This window comes from Microbacterium sp. NIBRBAC000506063 (assembly GCF_017968845.1).
In the GTDB taxonomy this organism is placed as follows: Bacteria; Actinomycetota; Actinomycetes; order Actinomycetales; family Microbacteriaceae; genus Microbacterium.
On record NZ_CP072876.1, the window covers coordinates 249,206 to 267,170 of the forward strand.

Here is a 17,965-nt window from a genome sequence, read left to right on the forward strand (position 1 = left end):
GGCTCCGCCGGGCGGATACGTACGCCGGAGGGAATGCGCGGACGCCTAGAGTGAGACTGTGAGCGCAGAGAACCCGTCCCCGCAGACAGACTCGGTCGAGATGCCGCAGCTGCCGCTGCTGGATGCGGCGCGCCGCGACGCCGAGGTCGAGCTGAAGCCCAGCTGGCGCGGCTGGATCCACGCCGGCACCTTCCCCGTCGCGATCGCCTGCGGCGTGCTGCTGATCGTGTTCGCCGAGGGCGCGGCGGCCAAGTGGGCCGCGGCGGTCTTCATGGCCAGCTCCCTGCTGCTGTTCGGCAACTCGGCCGTGTACCACCGCTTCAACTGGGGCCCGAAGGTCAAGAAGACCCTCAAGCGCATCGATCACGCCAACATCATGTTGCTGATCGCGGGCACCTACACCCCGATCTCGGTGCTGGCGCTGCCGCCGCAGAAGGGCGCGCTGCTGCTCGGCCTGGTGTGGGGCGGCGCGCTGCTGGGCATCCTGTTCCGGGTCTTCTGGCTGAACGCCCCTCGTTGGCTGTACGTCGCGCTGTACCTGCTGCTGGGATGGGCCGCGGTCATGTACCTCGTCGACCTCCTCAACGCGAACGTCGCGATGATGGTGCTCGTCGTCGTCGGCGGACTGCTCTACACGCTGGGCGCGATCATCTATGCGATCAAGAAGCCCAACCCCTGGCCGAACCACTTCGGCTTCCACGAGATCTTCCACGTGTGCACGGTGCTCGCGTTCCTGTGCCACTGGACGGCATGCCTGCTGATCGCGCTGAACCCGCTCTCCCCGTCGCTGGGAGCGTGAACGGGCGCTACGCGCGCGGTGTCGGGTCCCCGGGCTCGTCCTCGGACTCGACCGGACCGTCCTGCGCCTCCTGCGCGGCGATTTCGGCGTCGAGTGCCTCGGCGACCTCGGCCCGGTAGCGGACCCGGCGTACGCGTCGCAGCAGATCCCAGATGAGGAAGACGACGATGACGGCCAGCAGCGCGATCGCCACGAAGCCGACCGGCCCCGGCGTGACGCTCTCGGGGTCGACGGTCATCGTCGGGATCGGCACCGGTGTCGCTTCCGCGAGGATCCAGGGCATGTGTCCGCCTTTCGTGCGCAGAGCGCGTAGCCTTGTAAGACCAGCCTAACGATCGGATGCCGCTGACGTGACCACCCGCAAGAGCTCGACGAGCGCTACGGCCGTCGCGCGCCGCGCCGTTGGATCGCCGTGCTCGGCGGTGCGACGGCCGTCGCGATCGTCGCCGTCGGACTCTGGTGGATGCGCGGCTCCACGATCGAGTCGGTCGACGCGAACGATCTCGGTTACGTCGTCGTCGACGATCACGCGGTGGAACTGCGTTTCGCGGTGACCGCGCCGCGCGGTCGTGAGGTGCACTGCGCGCTCGAAGCCCTCGACGAGGAGTTCGGGATCGTCGGATGGAAGATCATCCGCCTGCCCGCCAGCGACGAGCACACACGAGGGTTCACCGAGCGCATCCCGACGGTCGCACTGGCCACGACAGGTTTGGTGAACACCTGCTGGGTCTCCTAGACTTGTGCGCAGATGACCGACGCCCTGGCCGACTGCCAGGGCGTTTTGACATATCCCCGCGCTGCGGCGCCGGGGTCCGATCCAAGGAGAATCGCCGTGTCCGATGACACCCAGGTTCCGTTCCTCACGCAGGAGGCGCACGATCGCCTCACCGCCGAGCTCGAGCACCTCTCGACCGTGGGCCGTGACGAGATCGCCAAGCGCATCGAGGCCGCTCGCGAAGAGGGCGACCTCAAGGAGAACGGCGGCTACCACGCCGCCAAAGACGAGCAGGGCAAGCAGGAGGCCCGCATCCGGACCCTTCAGGAGCTCCTGAAGAACGCCCGCGTCGGCGAGGCTCCGGAGAGCCGCGGCATCGTCGAGCCCGGCACGGTCGTCACCGCGACCGTCGCCGGCGGCGAGGAGGTCTTCCTCCTCGGCAGCCGCGAGATCGCCGCCGGCTCCGACCTCGACGTGTACAGCGAGGCGAGCCCGCTCGGTCAGGCCATCCTCGGCCTGAAGGTCGGCGGCACGGCCTCCTACGAGGCCCCCAACGGCCGTTCCATCGCCGTCGAGGTCCTCAAGGTCGAGACGTACAAGGGATAGGGTTTCGACTCGCGCGCTGCGCGGGCTCGCTCACCCTGGACACGCCCTCGCGTCAACGCCGCTGCGCGGCATCGACCCGAGTCGTGTCTAATCCGGCACGACCTCCGGGTCGAAGCCCGCGCGGCGGAGCGTGTCGAGCGTGAGCTCGGTGTGCTCGGCCCCGCGCGTCTCGATGCTCAGCTGCAGGATCACCTCGCTGATCTGCAGACCCTGCCCGTGGCGGGTGTGCATGACTTCCATGACGTTGGCGCCGGCCTGCGAGACGAGGGCGGAGACGCGCGCGAGCTGTCCGGGGCGGTCGGGCAGCGGGATGCGCACCGTGAGGTAGCGCCCGGATGCGGCGAGTCCGTGGGCGACGACGCGCTGCAGCAGCAGCGGGTCGATGTTGCCGCCCGAGAGCACGCAGAGGGTGTTGCCGGAGTCCTTCACCTTGCCGGCGAGGATCGCGGCGACGCCGACGGCGCCGGCGGGCTCCACCACGACGCGCGACTGCTCCAGGAGTGTCAGGATCGCCCGGGCGATGTCGTCGTCGGTGACCGTGACGACCTCGTCGACGAGTTCCTTGATCAGGTCGAACGGCACATCGCCGGGGCGGGCGACGAGGATGCCGTCGGCGATCGTCGGCTGGGTCTCGATCTCCACCGGATGCCCGGCCTCGAGCGAGGGCGGGATGGCGGCGGCGTTCTCCGCCTGGACGCCGATGATGCGGATGCGACGTCCGGCGGCCTGGGCTCTGGCCTTCGCCGCGGCGGCGAGACCCGCGATGAGCCCGCCGCCGCCGATCCCGACGAGGATCGTGTCGACATCCGGAGCGTCGTCGATGAGCTCGAGACCGAGCGTGCCCTGCCCCACCACGATGTCGCGGTGGTCGAAGGGTGGATGAGGACGGCGCCGGTGCGCTCGGCGAAGTCGGCGGCGAGCCGCAGCGAGGTGGCGACCGTCTCGCCCTCGAGCACGACCTCGGCACCGTAGTCGCGCGTGGCCAGGAGCTTGGGCACGGGAACCCCGAGCGGCATGAAGATCGTCGCGGGGATGCCGAGGGCCTGCGCGGCCAGCGCGACGCCCTGGGCGTGGTTGCCCGCCGAGGCGGCCACGACGCCGCGGGCGCGCTCCTCCTCGGTCAGACGCGACAGCCGGTGCGCGGCGCCGCGGATCTTGAAGGATCCCGTGCGCTGAAGATTCTCCATCTTCAGCAGCACGGGCGACCCAGAAGATCGGACAGGGCGCGCGAGGGCAGCGTCGGGGTGTGCAGGATCACTCCCGCCAGCCCTCGCGCCGCTTCCTCGAACTCGCCGAGCTCGGGCGCTGTGGTCATGGATGCCTCCGTCGGACCTGGCGGGGAACGGTGCTCCATATGAGCTCCGCATCGGGTTGTCGCCCGGTGCGCCAGGAGCCCGAGGAGAGGGTCGCGGCGACGACGTTGACGAAAGCGGCCAGCGGCACGGCGAAGAGGGCCCAGCGATGCCGGCGACCATCGCGCCGCCGGTCACGACGAGGACGATGGCCAGCGGGTGCACCTTGACGGCCGAGCCCATGATGAGCGGCTGCAGGACCTGCCCTCCAGCTGCTGCACGCCGAGCACGACCACCAGCATCCAGAACGCGATCCAGGGTCCGTTGTAGACGAGGGCGAGGAAGACGGCGAGGGCGCCCGTGACGACGGCACCGACGAAGGGGATGAACGAGCCCAGGAACACCAGCACCGCGATGGGGATGGCCAGCGGGACGCCCAGCAGGAACGCACCGAGCCCGATGCCGATCGCGTCGATCGTGGCGACCAGGAGCTGGGTGCGGGCGTAGTTGATGACCGTGGCCCAGCCGTTCAGGGCTGCCGTGTGGACGGCGGGCCGGGCTGCGCGCGGGAACAGCTTGACCGTCCAGCGCCAGATGCCGGCGCCGTCGGCGAGGAGGCAGATCAGGATGAACAGCGCCAGGAGGGCTCCGGTCGCGATCTGCCCGGCCGTCGAGCCGATCGCCAGTGCGCCGGTCCACAGCAGCTGGGACTGCTCCTGGATGAGCGCCACCATCTCGTCGAGGAAGGCGCTGATCTGCTCGGGCGAGATGTGCAGCGGACCCTCGATGAGGAACGTCCGGAAGTCCTCGTAGGCCTCGATCGAGCGCTCGCGCACGGAGGGCCACTCCACCGCGATCTGCCAGCCGACCAGCCACAGCAGGCCCGTCACGATCGCGATCGTCCCGAGGATCGCCAGCACGACCGCGAGCCAGCGCGGGAAGTGGGCACGCAGCATGAGCTCGAAGATCGGCCAGAGCAGGGCCGTGAGCAGGATCGCCAGCAGCAGCGGAATGACCAGAAGGCTCAGCTGCATCACGATCCAGACGAGGATCGCGGCCGCCGCGGCGATCACGATGAAACGCCAGGCGAAGCTCGCCGTCAACTGCAGCGCGGGGGAACGCCCCGGTCGGTCTCGGCGGTGAAGATGCGGCGTTGGATGAGATCCCGCATCCGGGGTCGCTTCTCGTCGCTCATGACGCAAGTCTACGGGGCGGGCCGGGAGTCTCCTGTGTCGTACCCGCCGGGTACGCTGGCCGTCGTGACCGAATCCCTCAGCGCCGCCGCAGCTCGTCGCATGACGCTCGGCGCGCAGGGGTTCACCCGCCGGCGCCCCGCGCGCGTCGCACCGCGGCACCTGCACGGCATGATGGATCGGCTCGGGGTCCTGCAGATCGACTCGGTGAACGTCTTCGCGCGCTCGCACTACATGCCGGCCTTCGCCCGGCTGGGGGCGTACGACCCGACGCTCCTGGACCGGTCCTTCCTCGCCCGCACCACCCGCTACGTCGAGTACGTCGCACACGAGGCGACCTTCATCCCCGTGGACGACTGGCCGCTGTGGCGCTTCCGCATGGAGCAGTTCCGCAAGAAATGGCTCGCCGACGACCAGTCCTGGTTCGCGCACAACGCCCGCACGATGAACTGGGTGCTCGATGAGCTGCGCGATCGCGGCCCTTTGCGCCCCGCCGAGATCCGGGCCGATGCGCCGCGCGTCCGTGGCACCTGGTGGGACTGGGACGACGTCAAGCTGGCCCTCGAGCATCTCTGGCGCACCGGCGACGTCGCGGTGGCAGGGCGCAACGGATTCGAGCGCCGCTACGGCCTGGCCGAGCACGTGATCCCCGCCGAGATCCTCGCGGCGGAGGTGCCCGAGACGGTTGCCGTGCACGAGCTCGTCCGCCGCGCCACCCGCGCCTACGGCGTGGGCACGGCCTCCGATCTCGCCGACTACCACCGGCTGCGGCACGCGCAGACCAAGCCCGCGATCGCCGCTCTCGTCGAGGAGGGCGAACTCGTGCCGGTGCGCGTGCGCGGCTGGGAGGCCGACGGGCGACCGATTCCGGCCTGGCGGCACCGCGACGCGGCGCGGCCGCGGCGGGTGGAGACGGCGGCGATCCTCTCCCCCTTCGATCCGGTCGTGTGGTTCCGCGAGCGGGCGCTGCGCGCCTTCGACCTCGATTACCGCATCGAGATCTACACGCCGGCCGCGAAGCGCCGCTACGGCTACTACTCGCTCCCCGTGCTCGTGGGCGACCGCATCGCCGCCCGTGTCGACCTCAAGGCCGACCGCGCCTCCTCGACCCTGCTCGTGCAGTCGGCGTGGTGGGAGCCCTCCGCCGCACCCGGCGACGCGGTGCACATCGCCGCCGAGCTCGCCCACGCCGCCGATTGGCAGCAGCTGGAAGACATCTCGGTGTCGGGTTGGGGCACGGCCACGGATGCCGTCGCCGACGCCCTGCGCGCGACTCGTGCGGTCGGTCGCCATGAGCAGGGGCCGGGCGCATGATGAGCGAGACGCGGCAGACGCGAAAGCGATGGTGGGTGCTCGCCGGGGTCTGCGCCGTGGCGATCGGAGCCGGCGCCGCCTGGTGGTCCGCGTCGCGCACCCTGACGGCCGAAGACACCGCTCATGTACTCCTCCTGGCACTGGAGACCGGTGACACCGACCTCCTCGCCGCGACGGGTGTCGAGGTGTCGGATGCCGCGCGCACCGCCTTCGCCCACGCCGACGAGTATCTCTCCTCCTCTGCCGTCACCGGCTCGGAGGCCTCGGACTCGGCCACGATCGTCACGGTCGTCTACGAGCTCGGCGGGCAGGAGCACCGGGCGGACGTGCGGTTCCACCGGGGCGACGACGGGTGGATCGCGGCATCCGACACCCTTCTGGGCACCGTCACCGTCGAGGCCGACTGGGGCGCGGATGCCGCCGTCGGCGCATCGCTCATCCCGCTCGGTGTGCCAACAGCACTCCTGCCTGCGCGCTACGAGGTGCACGCCTCGCCCCGCATGCTGCTCGACGAGGTCCCCACCGTCGCCGTGCTCGCCGGCCGGGCGCACACCGTCACACTCGAGTCGCCGGTGAACGAGACGTTGATCGCGGCGGCCCAGGCCCAGCTGGACGCGCATCTGCAGGCGTGCACGGTGAGCGCCCGGGAGGTCCCCGCGAACTGCGGCATCCGCATCCCCTGGGGCGCGGATCTCGTGGTGGCCGAGCAGTTCCGCCATCGGATCGAGCAGTACCCGGCCGTGGCGCTCGATCCGGAGCGGTTCCATGCGACCGGAGGCACGCTCGTGACGACGGTGTCCGGCATCGATCATGCCGGCGACGCCGCCTCGTTCACCTACCGCGCGAGCGAGTGGGGCGTGCGCGGCGATGTGCTGCTGACCCCGAGGAGGTCGTGCTGCAGGTGTGGTGACCCTTCGACAGGCTCAGGGACCGTCGGACGATGAGGTTTCTCGCCTGCGGCGCGGGAACGGCCTGAGGTTTCGACTCGCCTACGGCTCGCTCAACCTTGACACGCAGAAGCCTCAACGCGCCTGCGGCGCGGGATCGGCCTGAGGTTTCGACTCGCCTACGGCTCGCTCAACCTTGACACGCAGAAGCCTCAACGCGCCTGCGGCGCATTGAGGCTTCTCGTGTCAAAACTGCACGCGGGCGGCTCGGAGATCGCCGCACCATCGGCGACCTCGAAGAACTCGCGTTCGGTGAAACCGAGCCCCCGGGCGAACAGGTTGTTCGGGAACACCTTGATCTTGGTGTTGAGCTCGCGCACGCCGCCGTTGTAGAAACGGCGGGCCGCCTGGATCTTGTCTTCGGCGTCGACGATCGAGTGCTGCAGCTGAAGGAAGTTCTGGCTGGCCTGCAGCTGCGGATACGCCTCGGCGACGGCGAAGAGGCTGCGCAGCGCCTGCTGCAGATGCCCCTCGGCGATGCCGGCCTCAGCCGGTCCGGAGGCGTTCAGCGTCTCGGCCCGGGCGCGCGTCACGTTCTCGAAGACCGACTTTTCGTGCGCCGCGTAGCCCTTGACCGACTCGATGAGGTTCGGAATGAGATCGGCACGACGCTTGAGCTGCACCGTGATGCCGCTCCACGCCTCGTCGACGCGGACGTTCAGCTGCACGAGGGAGTTGTAGGTCGCCCAGAGATAGATTCCGAGCAGGACGAGCACCCCGACGACGATCAGTACCGGTACAAGCCACTCCATGGTCGGAGACCCCCTTCAGCCTTTCGTCCATCCTAGCCGTGCGCCCGACACGCATCGCTGGGCAGTGCCTGCGAATCGGCGTCAGTCGCCGAGCACCCGCTCGAGATAGCGGTTGGCGAACCGTCGCTCGGGGTCGAGGCGGTCGCGCACGGCGAGGAAGTCGTCGAAGCGCGGATGGCGTTCACGCAGATCCTCGGCGGTGAGCGTGTGCATCTTGCCCCAGTGCGGCCGGCCGCCGTGGGCGAGCATGATCTGCTCGACTTCTCGGAAGTACTCCGAGGGATCGACGCGCCAATAGCGATGCACGGCGATGTAGCCGCTCGTCCGCCCGTGCGCAGTGGAGAGCCAGAGATCGTCGGATGCGGCGAAGCGCACCTCGATCGGGAACTCGATGCGCCACCCGCGCCGCTCGATCAGCGCCCGCACTTCGTCGAAGGCGGCGAGGGTGTGCTCGACGGGCAGCGCGTACTCCATCTCCCGGAAGCGCACCGTGCGCGATTGGGTGAACACGCGGTGCGACCGCTCGGTGTATTCACGGTCGCCGGTGAGCGTCACGGCGAGCCGGTTGAACGGCGGCGTGATCGCGGGGATGAATCGCGATGCCCCGCACACGGCCCGGTACACACCGTTGGAGAGCAGCGTCTCGTCGATCCACTTCCCGACCGCCGGGAGGGGCTGCAGGGCCGCATCCGCGGCGAGCCTCTGCTGCCGCTTCGTGAGCGCGACGTCGGTGTGGGCGAACCAGTAGAACTCGAAGTGATCGGATGCCGCCACCCGCTCGTCGAGGCTCTCGCGCAGCTCCTCCAGGGCGACCGGTTCGTCGATCGCGTGCAGGACGAAAGCGGGGACGCACTGCAGCGTCACCTCGACCAGGATGCCCAACGCGCCCAGGCTCAGTGCGACCGCGGGGAGCAGCTCGGGGTTGTTGTCCTCATCGATGCGGAGGAAGTCGCCGGCCGCCGTGATGAGGGTGACCCCGACGACCTGGGCGGCGATGCCGCCGAATCCCGCTCCGGTGCCGTGCGTCCCGGTGGAGATCGCCCCGGAGATCGACTGCCGGTCGATGTCGCCGAGGTTCTCCATCGCGAGTCCGTGGGGCGCGAGGAGTGCGGGGATGCGGTGCAGACGCGTCCCGGCCAGGAGTGTGACCCGGCCGGTGGCGGCATCCGCCGAGACGAGCCCCTGGAGGTCGTCGAGCTCGAGCAGCACGTCGGGTGCCGCGGCGATGCCGGTGAAGCTGTGCCCGGCGCCGACGGCCTTGACCCGCAGCCCTTGCCCGCGGCGGCGCGCACCGCCCGCTGCACGCCTTCGGGACTGCGGGGTCGCTCGACGCGGATCGGGCGGATCGAGGCCGAGCGGGCCCAGTTGCGCCAAGTGCCGCCGGGCCTGGTCACAGGAAGGCCTTCCCTTCGCCGCGATAGGTCGGAAGCTCGTCGACGACCCGGTCACCGGCGACGAGGTGGTAGCTGTTGACCCGTTCGGCGGGCTCCCCGCTCTTCGCGTGGCGGAACCAGACGCGATCGCCTGGCCGGAGCGCCGCGGCGGCCAGGCCCTGCAGCGGCGTCTGCACCTCGCCCGCGCCCTCGCGCGGCAGCGCGCGCAGCCCTGCGGCCAGACCGGCCGCGGCTGACGCGACTGCTCCGCCGGTCCGGAGGCGATCCAGCCGCCGCCGAGCACGGTGGCGATGTCGCCCGTGGGACGGCGGACGACGTCGAAGGCGAAGGCGGACGCCGGGGCCAGCTGGAAGGAGCGGTATCCGTCGAAGAGGTGACCGGCCAGCAGCCCGCTGCCGGCGGTCGCCTCGGTGACCGCTTCGTCGCTGCCGGTGAACTCCAGCGATCCGGTGCCGCCGCCGTTGAGGAACTCCAGCGGGGCGAGGGCGGTCAGCGCGTCGGCGATCTCCGCCCGCCGCACGCGCAGTTCCTCGCGGGAGCGCTTCTGCAGCATCCGGATCACCGGCGCATCGCTGCCCGCGTCGTCGCCGACGCCCGCGAGCTGCGCCTCGTACATCTGCAGGCCCACGAGCCGGAAGCCGTCGCGCTCGTGCACAGAGCGCGCGAAGCGCGCGACATCGGATGCCGTGAACAGCGGCGAGCGGCGCACCCCGACATGTCCGACGATCGGCGCGCGCAGGGAGGCGTCGGCGTCGATCGCGACGCGGATCCTCGGGCGCTTTCCCGGCGGGGCGATCTCGTCGATCAGGTCGAGCTGGGAGTGGTCGTCCACCATGAGGGTGATGCGGGCGGCGGCGACCTCGTCGCGCACGAGCCGCTCCAGGCTCGCGCGATCGACGGTCGGATAGCCGAGCACGATGTCGTCGTAGGTCTCGGCCAGCCACAGGGCCTCGGAGAGCTGGAAGGCCAGGAGGCCGCGGTAGCCGGGGATCTGCAGCACCGCATCGAGGACGGCGCGCACGCGCACCGACTTCGTCGCGACGCGGATCGGCACGCCGCCGGCGCGCACGAGCAGGTCCATCGCGTTGTGCCGGAGGGCGTCGAGGTCGATCACCGCGACCGGCGCGGCGAGGTGCGACGTCGCCGCGGTCAGGCGCGGCCACCACCGTGAGGGGTCGTTCCAGCCCTGATGCGGTGCGGTCGGTTCGGCGATGAGATCGAGCACTCCCCCACCATACGACGGCTACGCTGAAGTTACCTTCGTGGTGCGCCCCTGTAGCCCAACCGGCAGAGGCAGGCGACTTAAAATCGCTTCAGTCGGGGTTCGAATCCCCGCAGGGGCACTGAAGACCTCATCCGGTGGTTGAGCGTTCGCGAAGCGAACCGGTCGAGACCACACCACCCGATGGTTGAGCGTTCGCGAAGCGAACCGGTCGAAACCACGACCGTCAGGTTTCGACCAGGCGGCTGCGCCGCCGCTCAACCAGCAGGGCAGACAGGCGGCTACGCCGCCGCTCAACCAGCGGCCGACCGGCCACCCGGTTATCCACACCCCATCCTGGGCGAGGCGTCGACCGGCTACATTCGCCCGCATGACCACAGCCTGGATGTACATCCTCGAATGCGCCGACGGGAGCTACTACGTCGGCAGCACTCGCGACCTGGAGCGGAGACTTCGCCAGCACGCCGACGGCGAGGGCGCCGCCTATACTCGACGCCGCCGCCCGGTGCGTGTGGTCTTCTCGCAGCCGTTCGAACGCGTCGATGAGGCGTACTACTTCGAGAAGCAGGTCCAGGGATGGTCGCGAGCGAAACGCAAGGCACTCGTCGAAGGACGCTTCTCCTTGCTGCCCGAACTCTCCCGCAACGCACGAAACCGCGACCAGTCATCCGATGGTTGAGCGTTCGCGAAGCGAACCGGTCGAAACCACACCACCCGGTGGTTGAGCGTTCGCGAAGCGAACTGGTCGAAACCACGACCGTCAGGTTTCGACCAGGCGGCTGCGCCGCCGCTCAACCAGCAGGGCGGACAGGCGGCTGCGCCGCCGCTCAACCCGCGGCCGACGACAAAGCGGTGCCGCTCAACCAGCGAGGCGGGCGGGAACGCTAGGAGGCGACGCTCTCCTTGACGGGCTCCTTCTCGGCCTTGGCCGGCTTCGGCGCGGCAGCAGCGGCGCTGGCCGGACGCGGACGCGCCGCGAACTCCTCGAAGACGTACCGCGGGTGCTGCACGCGCTGGAGGTTGACCAGGTCGCGACCCAGCCAGAGGTTGTTCCACCAGCCCCACAGCACGCGCCACTTGCGCTCCCACGTCGGCATGGCCAGGCCGTGGTAGCCGCGGTGGGCGACCCAGGCGATGAAGCCCTTGAGTGCGAGCCTGCCGGACTGGAAGACGCCGTTGTAGAGGCCGAGACCGGCGACGGCACCCATGTTCTTGTGGAAGTACTCCCGGGGCTCCTCGCCGCGGAGCACCGCCACGAGGTTCTTCGCGAGGAGCTTCGCCTGGCGCACGGCGTGCTGCGCGTTGGGCACGCAGTAGCCGCCCACGCCGCCGCCCGAGAGATCGGGAACGGCCGAGACGTCGCCGGCGGCCCAGGCGCCCTCGACGATCTCGTCTTCGGTGCCCACGCGCAGGTCGGCACGGGTCTGGATGCGGCCGCGCTCCTCGACGAGGAGATCGCTGCCGCGCACGACGGTGGGGTTGGCCATGACCCCGGCGGTCCAGATGATCAGGTCGGTCGGGATGACCTCGCCCGTGGAGAGCTCGACGTTGCCGTCGATGGCGCCGGTGACCTGCGTGTCCAGGTGCACGTAGGCACCGCGCTTGGCGAGGTCCTTGAGCACCCACTCGCTCGTCTTGAGTGACACCTCGGGCATGATGCGCCCCATCGCCTCGATGAGGTGGAAGTGGGTGTCGTCGAAGGTCAGCTGCGGGTACTTGCCCACGAGCGCCGAGGCGAGCGAGCGCAGCTCGGCGAAGACCTCGATGCCGGCGAAGCCGCCGCCGACGACCACGACCGACAGCAGGCGGTCGCGCTCGGGACCGGCGGGGAGCGACGCCGCGCGGTCGAAGTTCGACATCAGGCGGTCACGGATCGCGACGGCCTCCTCGATCGTCTTCAGGCCGATCGCGTTGTCGGCGATGCCCGGAATCGGGAAGGTGCGCGAGACCGCACCGGCGGTCACGACGATCTGGTCGTACTCGAGCTCGAAGGGGTCTCCGACCGAAGGGGTGATCGTGGCGACCTTGTTCGCGTGATCGATGCCGGTGACCTTCGCGGTGATGACGTTCGTGCGCTTGAGGTGCCGACGATGCGCGACGACGGAGTGACGCGCCTCGATCGAGCCTGCCGCGACCTCCGGCAGGAACGGCTGGTAGGTCATGTACGGAAGCGGGTCGACCAGCGTCACATCGGCTTCGCCCTTGCGAAGGTGCTTCTCGAGCTTCCATGCGGTGTAGAAGCCGGCGTAGCCGCCACCGACGATCAGGATCTTGGGCACGGGGATAACAACTCCTCAGTTGTCGGTGAGCGAAGGCGTGCGCGAGCGCGCCAGACGAATGCGTCGGGCAGCTGCAGTGACGCCGAGCGCAACTAGAATACCAGGGACGGTGAGCGCAACCAGCGGAAGCGTACCGTACAGCAGCGTCTCTTCGCTCGGCAGCAGCGGAGAAGCAGGCTCCGCCGGGGGTTCTGCCGCCGGCAGCGGAGGCAGTTCGACGGTCGTCTCCTCGGGTTCCATGCTCGGCGGGGTGGCCTCCGCACGCCGATAGAGCCGGATCCACTCCTTCAGATCCCCCATCGGATTCTTCGCGACGGGAGCGACGGATGCCGACACCGCCGCCGCCGCGTCCAGGAGCCCCTGCCCGTAGAGAACGCGGGACCTCGCCCCGCCCGGCACGGGGATCGCGGTCTTCAGGATCCGGTTGATGACGTTGGCCGCGTCCAGCTCCGGGTGGGCGGCGCGCACGAGCGCCGCGGCCCCCGCGACGATGGGTGCCGCACCGCTCGTGCCGCGCCAGGACACCAGCTCGCCGTTGGCGGAGACCCCAGAAGCCCTTCGCTGGGCGCCGAGATGCCGATCGTGATGCCCTGGGTGGAGGCGGCCTCGCTCGCCTGGCCGGTCTGGTCGACGCCGGCGACGGTGAGCACGCCCGGGATCGTGGCGGGGGCGCCGACGATCGTGGTGCCGCTCTCGCGGTTCCCGGCGGCGACGACCACCACGACGTCGTTCTCGAAGGCGTACAGGAAGGCGTCGTCCCAACTGGGATCCCAGTCGAGCGTGTTGGTCGTGAACGAGAGGTTGATGACATCGGCGCCGTTGTCGACGGCCCAGACCATGGCCTCGGCGATCTGGTCCACGAAGGGCACCGCCGCCGAGGCGCCGAAGCCGACCGAGATCGACAGCAGATCCGCCTCGGGGGCCACCCCGATCATCCCGGTCCCGTCAGGGCGACCCCGTGCCGCCGCGAGCGAGGCGACCCAGGAGCCGTGATCGCCGTCGACCGCGCCGAGGGGCGTGCGCCCGTCGGGCGTGCCGATCCCCGACACGTCCGTGCCGCCGATGACGGCGTTGCCGAAGGCTTCAGGGACGTTCCCCACGCCCGTGTCGATGATCGCGATCGTCACGCCCTTGCCGCGCGTGACCTCCCAGGCCTCCGTGATGCGGGCGCCGTCGAGCCAGTACTGCGCCGCGCGGACCGGATCCATGGGCTCTTCGAGCTCCTCGTCCTCCGACGGGGCGGCGGCGGTCAGCAGAACGGATGCCGCGACCGCCGCTGCGGCCACGAACCCCGGAACGCCCCCGACGTGCCGTCATACGTGGCCCGCCCCGGACTCTCCGCGGGACGCAGGGCCGCGCCGGGGTCGTCGCAGGCGCAGCGCTCGGGCGACCAGGCCGATCGCGCCAGTGCGGCGTCGCCGATCGGGTTGACGCCGGCTCCGGCGGCCAGGGCATGTCCGACGAGTGCGTGCAGGCACTTCACGCGGGTGGGCATGCCCCCGCGGAGATCCCCTCGATCTCGGGGACGTCGCCGAACTGCGCGCGATCGGCGAGGAAGGCCTCGTGCGCGCGCAGATACGCCGCCGCAATGTCCTCGTCGTCGAGCGTGGCCGCGAGCTCCGGCATCACCTGGTTCGCCTCGAGCCGGGACATCTCCGCGGTCGCCGCGGGGTGGGTGAGGTAGTAGAAGGTGGGGAAGGGCGTGCCGTCGGGGAGGCGCGGGGTCGTGGCGACCACGGTGGGGTTGCCGCACGTGCACCGGGCGGCGATCCCCACGACGCCGCGCGCGGGGCGTCCGAGCTGTGCGGAGACGACCGCGATGTCAGCGTCGGTGGGCACGGCGAAAGGCGGAGTGGTCACTCATCCAGCGTACCGATCGAGTCTGAGGATCAGCCGTCCTCGGCGGGCACGGCCGTACGCGCCAGGCCCGCCGCGGTGACGCTGCGCAGCAGCTGCGGCATCCACTCCGACGCCTTGGCCTCGAGCTCGTCGCTGACCGGCTCCTGCTCCCTCGGCAGATCCGAGGGGTCCAGGTCGTTCTCGACGAGGTAGACGACCTCGCCCGGCCGCACATAGTACAGCCGCTCCCGCGCCTGCGTCGTGATGTACGCGGGGTCCTGCCAGCGCTCGCGCTCGCGCTCCAGCGCCGCGATCTCCTCGAGGCTGACCTGCACCGACTCCTCCAGCGCCGCGATCTTCTGACGCTGATCGATGTAGGTGCCGAATGTGGGCACGAGCACCCAGGCGGCGAGGATCACCAGCGACAGCATGATCACCGAGAAGGTGGACAGGCGGATGCCGCTGGTCCACTCCCCCACGTCGACCCTGCGCGCCTCGCGCCGCGGCGCCCTCGGGCGGCCTGCGGCATCCGATGTCGACGCCGTCGGGGACGACGAAGGGGGAGCCGGGCGCTTGACCATGACTCCCCTTCTCAGAACTGTGCGTCAGCCGTTGAAGCGCGGGAACGCCGAGCGGCCCGCGAAGACGGCGGCATCGCCGAGTTCCTCTTCGATGCGCAGAAGCTGATTGTACTTCGCGACGCGCTCGCTGCGAGCAGGCGCACCGGCCTTGATCTGGCCCGCGTTGGTGGCCACGACGAGGTCGGCGATCGTGGTGTCCTCGGTCTCGCCCGAGCGGTGCGAGAGCATCGCCGTGTAGCCGGAGCGCTGGGCGAGGCTGACCGCGTCGAAGGTCTCGGTGAGCGTGCCGATCTGGTTGACCTTCACCAGCAGCGAGTTGCCGACGCCGCGGGCGATGCCGTCTGCCAGGCGCTGCGGGTTGGTGACGAACAAATCGTCGCCGACGAGCTGTACCTTCGTGCCGAGCGTGTCGGTGAGGGCCTTCCAGGCGTCCCAGTCGTCCTCGGCGAGCGCGTCCTCGATGGTGACGATCGGGTAGTCGGCGACGAGGCCGGCGTAGTACTCGATGAGCTGGTCGGCCGACCAGTCCTTGTTCTCGAGGCGGTAGACGCCGCCTTCGAAGAACTCGGTCGCGGCGACGTCCAGGCCCAGCGCGATGTCGGTGCCGGGCGTGAAGCCGGCCTTCTCGATCGCGGTGATCAGGAAGTCCAGGCCCTCGCGGTTGCTGGGCAGGTCGGGGGCGAAGCCGCCCTCGTCGCCCAGGCCCGTGGCGTATCCGGCGGCCTTCAGCTCGCTCTTGAGCACGTGGTAGGTCTCGGTGCCCCAGCGCAGCGACTCGGAGTAGGTCTCGGCACCGATCGGCGCGAGGAAGAACTCCTGCATGTCGATGCCGTTGTCGGCGTGCTCGCCGCCGTTGATGACGTTGAACAGCGGAACGGGCAGCAGGTGCGCGTTCGGGCCGCCGAGGTAGCGGAACAGCGGCAGGTCGGCGCTGTCGGCGGCGGCCTTGGCGACGGCGAGGCTGACGCCCAGGATCGCGTTCGCGCCGGCACGGCTCTTGTTCTCGGTGCCGTCGGTGTCGATGAGGATCTCGTCGACGATGCGCTGCTCGCTCGCCTCGACGCCCTCGATGGCCGGGCCGAGCTCGTCGATGACGGCCTCGACCGCCTTGAGCACGCCCTTGCCGCCGTAGCGGCTCTTGTCTCCGTCGCGGAGCTCATACGCCTCGAAGGCACCTGTGGAGGCACCGGAGGGGACAGCGGCGCGCTGGACGATGCCGTCGTCGAGCAGCACCTCCACCTCGACGGTCGGGTTTCCGCGCGAGTCGAGAATCTCGCGCGCGCCTACAGCCTCGATCAATGCCACAGGAGGACTCCTTCTTCAAAGGGGGATGTGGAGTGGAGCGACGTCGGTCCGCCCTCAGTCTAGTCAGGCGCCCCGCTCCGCCACAGGCCGGGCGTCAGCGCACGAGCGCGATCGCGACGCCGTCCCAGCCCTTCACGCCGACCGTCTGGAGGGCGGTCGCCTCGAAGCGCGGGTCCTCCCCAGCATCCGCAGGGCGTTCTGCGTGCCGATGACCATGTCGTCATCGGTGTCGTCTCGGACGATCTCGCCGTCGCGCACGACGTTGTCGAGGACGATCACCGTCCCCGGCCGGCCGAGGCGCGCGGCGTGGTCGAGGTAGATCGTGTTGGACTGCTTGTCGGCATCGATGAAGACCAGGTCGAAGGGCCCGTCCAGCGTCGGCAGCACGTCCGCGCCCCGCCCGACGAGGATCTCCACCCGGTCGCCGAGGCCGGCGGCGTCGATGTTCGCCCGGGCGACGGCGGCGTTGGCCGGCTCCGCCTCGATCGAGGTCACGCCTCCGCCCTCGCCGACGGCGCGGGCGAGCCAGATCGTCGAGTAGCCGCCGAGCGTGCCGATCTCCAGCACGCGGCGCGCCCCGGACATCCGGGCCAGCAGGTGCAGGAGCTTTCCGGCGACGGGGGCGACCTCGATCGCCGGCAGTCCTGCCGCCTCCTGCGCCGCCAGCGCCGCCTGGAGAGCCTCGTCGTTCCCGACGAGCGTCTCCGCCAGGAACGCATCGACGGCTCGCCAGTTCTCACGCGTGGAATCGACCATGCCTTCAGCCAACCCCGCCGGGAGGCGGCCCGTCAAGAGGCGCCGCCGGCGCCGCGAGCCCGGGCTGCCTCCGCAGTTGCCCGGTCAGCGCCAGGACGACGACGATGACGGCGATCACGCCCCAGGAGACGAGACCGAGCGGGCCGGCCAGGGCGAGGTCGATCGCCTCGCCGGGTGCGGCGAACAGCAGCACCATTCCGGCTGCGGCGTTGAGCGCCCCATGCGCGAAGACCGCGGGCCAGACCGAGCCCGTCCGCAGGCGCAGCCATCCGAACAGCACGCCCCAGGCCACGCAGCCGCCGGTCATCAGCAGAACGCCGACGACATCCGTGCGCCCGAAGTTGTAGCCGAGCAGGATGATCGGCGAGTGCCACAGACCCCAGATCGCACCGCTGAGCAGGAGAGCGGGCCAGGTGCCGAGCGGCCGCAGCGCCGGCACGAGCCAGCCGCGCCATCCGATCTCCTCACCGAAGGCGAGGACGCTGTTGAGGATCGCCCCGAACGGGATCAGCAGAAGCTGGAGCGCGACGACGAGCTCGACCGGCGGGAACGGCATGCCCGGGGCCGCGGCTTCGAGTTCGGCGGCGAGGGCGCCGAAAGTGAGATCGAGGGTCACGAGCCCGAGCGCCGCGGCCGCGAACATGGTCGTGGCGACGATCACGGGCGGGCCGAAGATGGCGAGCACGCTCATCCAGACCACGCGCTTGGCCGGACGCAGCGGCCACATCCCCAGGAACCGCAGGCGGCCGTCCGGCGGCGTCCGCAGTGCGAAGACGACGAGCAGAGTGGCCAGCAGCGGCGTGAACATCATCGCCGGGAGGATCAGAGCGGCCCAGGGCTCGGCGAGGCCGTCGCCCAGCCAGAGCGGGAGCACCACGAGCCAGGCCAGCGCGCAGGCGGTGACGATGAAGACGATGACCGCGCGCCAGGGCACGGCGGGTGCGGTGGTCATTCGGCGGGCTCTCCCTTCT

Annotated in this window: 17 protein-coding genes, 1 tRNA gene and 5 pseudogenes; 7 read left to right on the forward strand and 16 right to left on the reverse strand. The window is 70.3% G+C overall.

Annotation, left to right across the window (positions count from 1 at the left end):
* The first annotated feature begins 100 nt into the window (after nucleotides 1-100).
* Nucleotides 101-799, forward strand: coding sequence for a PAQR family membrane homeostasis protein TrhA (gene trhA / locus KAE78_RS01435; protein ID WP_223172366.1), 699 nt, complete (start codon nucleotides 101-103; stop codon nucleotides 797-799).
* 7 nt (nucleotides 800-806) lie between these two features.
* Here trhA and KAE78_RS01440 read toward each other — a convergent pair whose 3' ends face one another.
* The gene (locus tag KAE78_RS01440) at nucleotides 807-1,082 is read right to left on the reverse strand and encodes a hypothetical protein (protein ID WP_223171458.1); all 276 of its coding nucleotides are present in this window, start codon (nucleotides 1,080-1,082) and stop codon (nucleotides 807-809) included.
* Between the two features lie 123 nt (nucleotides 1,083-1,205).
* Here KAE78_RS01440 and KAE78_RS01445 point away from each other — a divergent pair, with 123 nt between their 5' ends.
* Together KAE78_RS01445 and greA are read left to right on the forward strand one after the other, a co-directional pair.
* Nucleotides 1,206-1,535 (forward strand): DUF4307 domain-containing protein, encoded by a 330-nt coding sequence (locus KAE78_RS01445; protein WP_262927817.1) that lies wholly within the window; start codon nucleotides 1,206-1,208, stop codon nucleotides 1,533-1,535.
* A 96-nt stretch (nucleotides 1,536-1,631) separates the two neighbouring features.
* A complete protein-coding gene (gene greA, locus KAE78_RS01450; RefSeq protein WP_223171460.1) occupies nucleotides 1,632-2,120 on the forward strand; it encodes a transcription elongation factor GreA in 489 nt (162 codons plus the stop codon).
* Between the two features lie 87 nt (nucleotides 2,121-2,207).
* Here the strand turns inward: greA and ilvA are convergent.
* From ilvA to KAE78_RS01460, 4 genes and pseudogenes are all read right to left on the reverse strand, one after another.
* A pseudogene (gene ilvA, locus KAE78_RS01455) lies at nucleotides 2,208-3,307 on the reverse strand (threonine ammonia-lyase).
* A gap of 2 nt (nucleotides 3,308-3,309) precedes the next feature.
* A complete protein-coding gene (locus tag KAE78_RS19185) occupies nucleotides 3,310-3,435 on the reverse strand; it encodes a hypothetical protein (RefSeq protein WP_411155969.1) in 126 nt (41 codons plus the stop codon).
* Nucleotides 3,432-3,563, reverse strand: coding sequence for a hypothetical protein (locus tag KAE78_RS17110; RefSeq protein ID WP_262927705.1), 132 nt, complete (start codon nucleotides 3,561-3,563; stop codon nucleotides 3,432-3,434). The genes KAE78_RS19185 and KAE78_RS17110 overlap by 4 nt, the downstream gene beginning before the upstream one ends.
* 43 nt (nucleotides 3,564-3,606) lie before the next feature.
* Complete coding sequence (locus KAE78_RS01460; protein WP_223171461.1) at nucleotides 3,607-4,515, reverse strand: AI-2E family transporter; 909 nt, start codon at nucleotides 4,513-4,515, stop codon at nucleotides 3,607-3,609.
* Nucleotides 4,516-4,671: 156 nt separating this feature from the next.
* Here KAE78_RS01460 and KAE78_RS01465 point away from each other — a divergent pair, with 156 nt between their 5' ends.
* Nucleotides 4,672-5,919 carry a winged helix-turn-helix domain-containing protein gene (locus KAE78_RS01465; RefSeq protein ID WP_223172367.1) on the forward strand — a complete coding sequence of 416 codons (1,248 nt, stop codon included), beginning with the start codon at nucleotides 4,672-4,674 and terminating at the stop codon, nucleotides 5,917-5,919.
* A complete protein-coding gene (locus KAE78_RS01470) occupies nucleotides 5,916-6,863 on the forward strand; it encodes a hypothetical protein (protein ID WP_223171462.1) in 948 nt (315 codons plus the stop codon). Before KAE78_RS01465 ends, KAE78_RS01470 begins: the two co-directional genes overlap by 4 nt.
* Nucleotides 6,864-7,018: 155 nt before the next feature.
* Here KAE78_RS01470 and KAE78_RS01475 read toward each other — a convergent pair whose 3' ends face one another.
* The 3 genes and pseudogenes from KAE78_RS01475 to KAE78_RS01485 form a co-directional block, all read right to left on the reverse strand.
* Nucleotides 7,019-7,618 carry a LemA family protein gene (locus KAE78_RS01475; protein WP_223171463.1) on the reverse strand — a complete coding sequence of 200 codons (600 nt, stop codon included), beginning with the start codon at nucleotides 7,616-7,618 and terminating at the stop codon, nucleotides 7,019-7,021.
* Between the two features lie 81 nt (nucleotides 7,619-7,699).
* Nucleotides 7,700-9,012, reverse strand: a pseudogene (locus KAE78_RS01480) (D-arabinono-1,4-lactone oxidase).
* Nucleotides 9,009-10,237, reverse strand: a pseudogene (locus KAE78_RS01485) (alanine racemase). The pseudogenes KAE78_RS01480 and KAE78_RS01485 overlap by 4 nt, the downstream one beginning before the upstream one ends.
* A 44-nt stretch (nucleotides 10,238-10,281) precedes the next feature.
* Between KAE78_RS01485 and KAE78_RS01490 the strand changes: the two are divergent.
* Nucleotides 10,282-10,355 (forward strand) — tRNA-Leu (locus KAE78_RS01490).
* Nucleotides 10,356-10,604: 249 nt separating this feature from the next.
* The gene (locus tag KAE78_RS01495) at nucleotides 10,605-10,913 is read left to right on the forward strand and encodes a GIY-YIG nuclease family protein (RefSeq protein WP_223171464.1); all 309 of its coding nucleotides are present in this window, start codon (nucleotides 10,605-10,607) and stop codon (nucleotides 10,911-10,913) included.
* A gap of 205 nt (nucleotides 10,914-11,118) precedes the next feature.
* On the opposite strand, the gene KAE78_RS01500 is transcribed toward KAE78_RS01495, so the two are convergent.
* The 8 genes and pseudogenes from KAE78_RS01500 to KAE78_RS01530 form a co-directional block, all read right to left on the reverse strand.
* Nucleotides 11,119-12,513 carry an NAD(P)/FAD-dependent oxidoreductase gene (locus KAE78_RS01500; RefSeq protein WP_223171465.1) on the reverse strand — a complete coding sequence of 465 codons (1,395 nt, stop codon included), beginning with the start codon at nucleotides 12,511-12,513 and terminating at the stop codon, nucleotides 11,119-11,121.
* A gap of 15 nt (nucleotides 12,514-12,528) precedes the next feature.
* Complete coding sequence (locus tag KAE78_RS18190; protein ID WP_317451813.1) at nucleotides 12,529-13,038, reverse strand: S8 family serine peptidase; 510 nt, start codon at nucleotides 13,036-13,038, stop codon at nucleotides 12,529-12,531.
* Entirely contained in the window at nucleotides 12,927-13,799 is an 873-nt protein-coding gene (locus KAE78_RS18195; RefSeq protein ID WP_317451814.1) for a S8 family peptidase, read from the reverse strand. The genes KAE78_RS18190 and KAE78_RS18195 overlap by 112 nt, the downstream gene beginning before the upstream one ends.
* Before the next feature lie 65 nt (nucleotides 13,800-13,864).
* Nucleotides 13,865-14,373: pseudogene (locus tag KAE78_RS01510) on the reverse strand (DUF501 domain-containing protein); the annotation flags it as partial.
* A gap of 29 nt (nucleotides 14,374-14,402) precedes the next feature.
* The gene (locus KAE78_RS01515; RefSeq protein ID WP_223171466.1) at nucleotides 14,403-14,933 is read right to left on the reverse strand and encodes an FtsB family cell division protein; all 531 of its coding nucleotides are present in this window, start codon (nucleotides 14,931-14,933) and stop codon (nucleotides 14,403-14,405) included.
* A gap of 24 nt (nucleotides 14,934-14,957) precedes the next feature.
* Nucleotides 14,958-16,238, reverse strand: a complete 1,281-nt coding sequence (gene eno, locus KAE78_RS01520; RefSeq protein ID WP_223171467.1) for a phosphopyruvate hydratase — start codon at nucleotides 16,236-16,238, stop codon at nucleotides 14,958-14,960.
* Between the two features lie 94 nt (nucleotides 16,239-16,332).
* Nucleotides 16,333-16,994 (reverse strand): annotated as a pseudogene (locus tag KAE78_RS01525) (O-methyltransferase).
* A 4-nt stretch (nucleotides 16,995-16,998) separates the two neighbouring features.
* Entirely contained in the window at nucleotides 16,999-17,946 is a 948-nt protein-coding gene (locus tag KAE78_RS01530; protein ID WP_223171468.1) for a CPBP family intramembrane glutamic endopeptidase, read from the reverse strand.
* Nucleotides 17,947-17,965 lie beyond the last annotated feature (19 nt).

Excerpts from the sequence above, each read along its gene's own strand:
- KAE78_RS01440 (WP_223171458.1), bottom strand. The coding sequence starts at position 1,082 with ATGCCCTGGATCCTCGCGGAAGCGACACCGGTGCCGATCCCGACGATG.
- KAE78_RS01530 (WP_223171468.1), bottom strand. The coding sequence starts at position 17,946 with ATGACCACCGCACCCGCCGTGCCCTGGCGCGCGGTCATCGTCTTCATC.
- KAE78_RS01470 (WP_223171462.1), top strand. The coding sequence starts at position 5,916 with ATGATGAGCGAGACGCGGCAGACGCGAAAGCGATGGTGGGTGCTCGCC.
- KAE78_RS01495 (WP_223171464.1), top strand. The coding sequence starts at position 10,605 with ATGACCACAGCCTGGATGTACATCCTCGAATGCGCCGACGGGAGCTAC.
- KAE78_RS01515 (WP_223171466.1), bottom strand. The coding sequence starts at position 14,933 with ATGGTCAAGCGCCCGGCTCCCCCTTCGTCGTCCCCGACGGCGTCGACA.
- KAE78_RS01475 (WP_223171463.1), bottom strand. The coding sequence starts at position 7,618 with ATGGAGTGGCTTGTACCGGTACTGATCGTCGTCGGGGTGCTCGTCCTG.
- trhA (WP_223172366.1), top strand. The coding sequence starts at position 101 with ATGCCGCAGCTGCCGCTGCTGGATGCGGCGCGCCGCGACGCCGAGGTC.
- KAE78_RS19185 (WP_411155969.1), bottom strand. The coding sequence starts at position 3,435 with ATGACCACAGCGCCCGAGCTCGGCGAGTTCGAGGAAGCGGCGCGAGGG.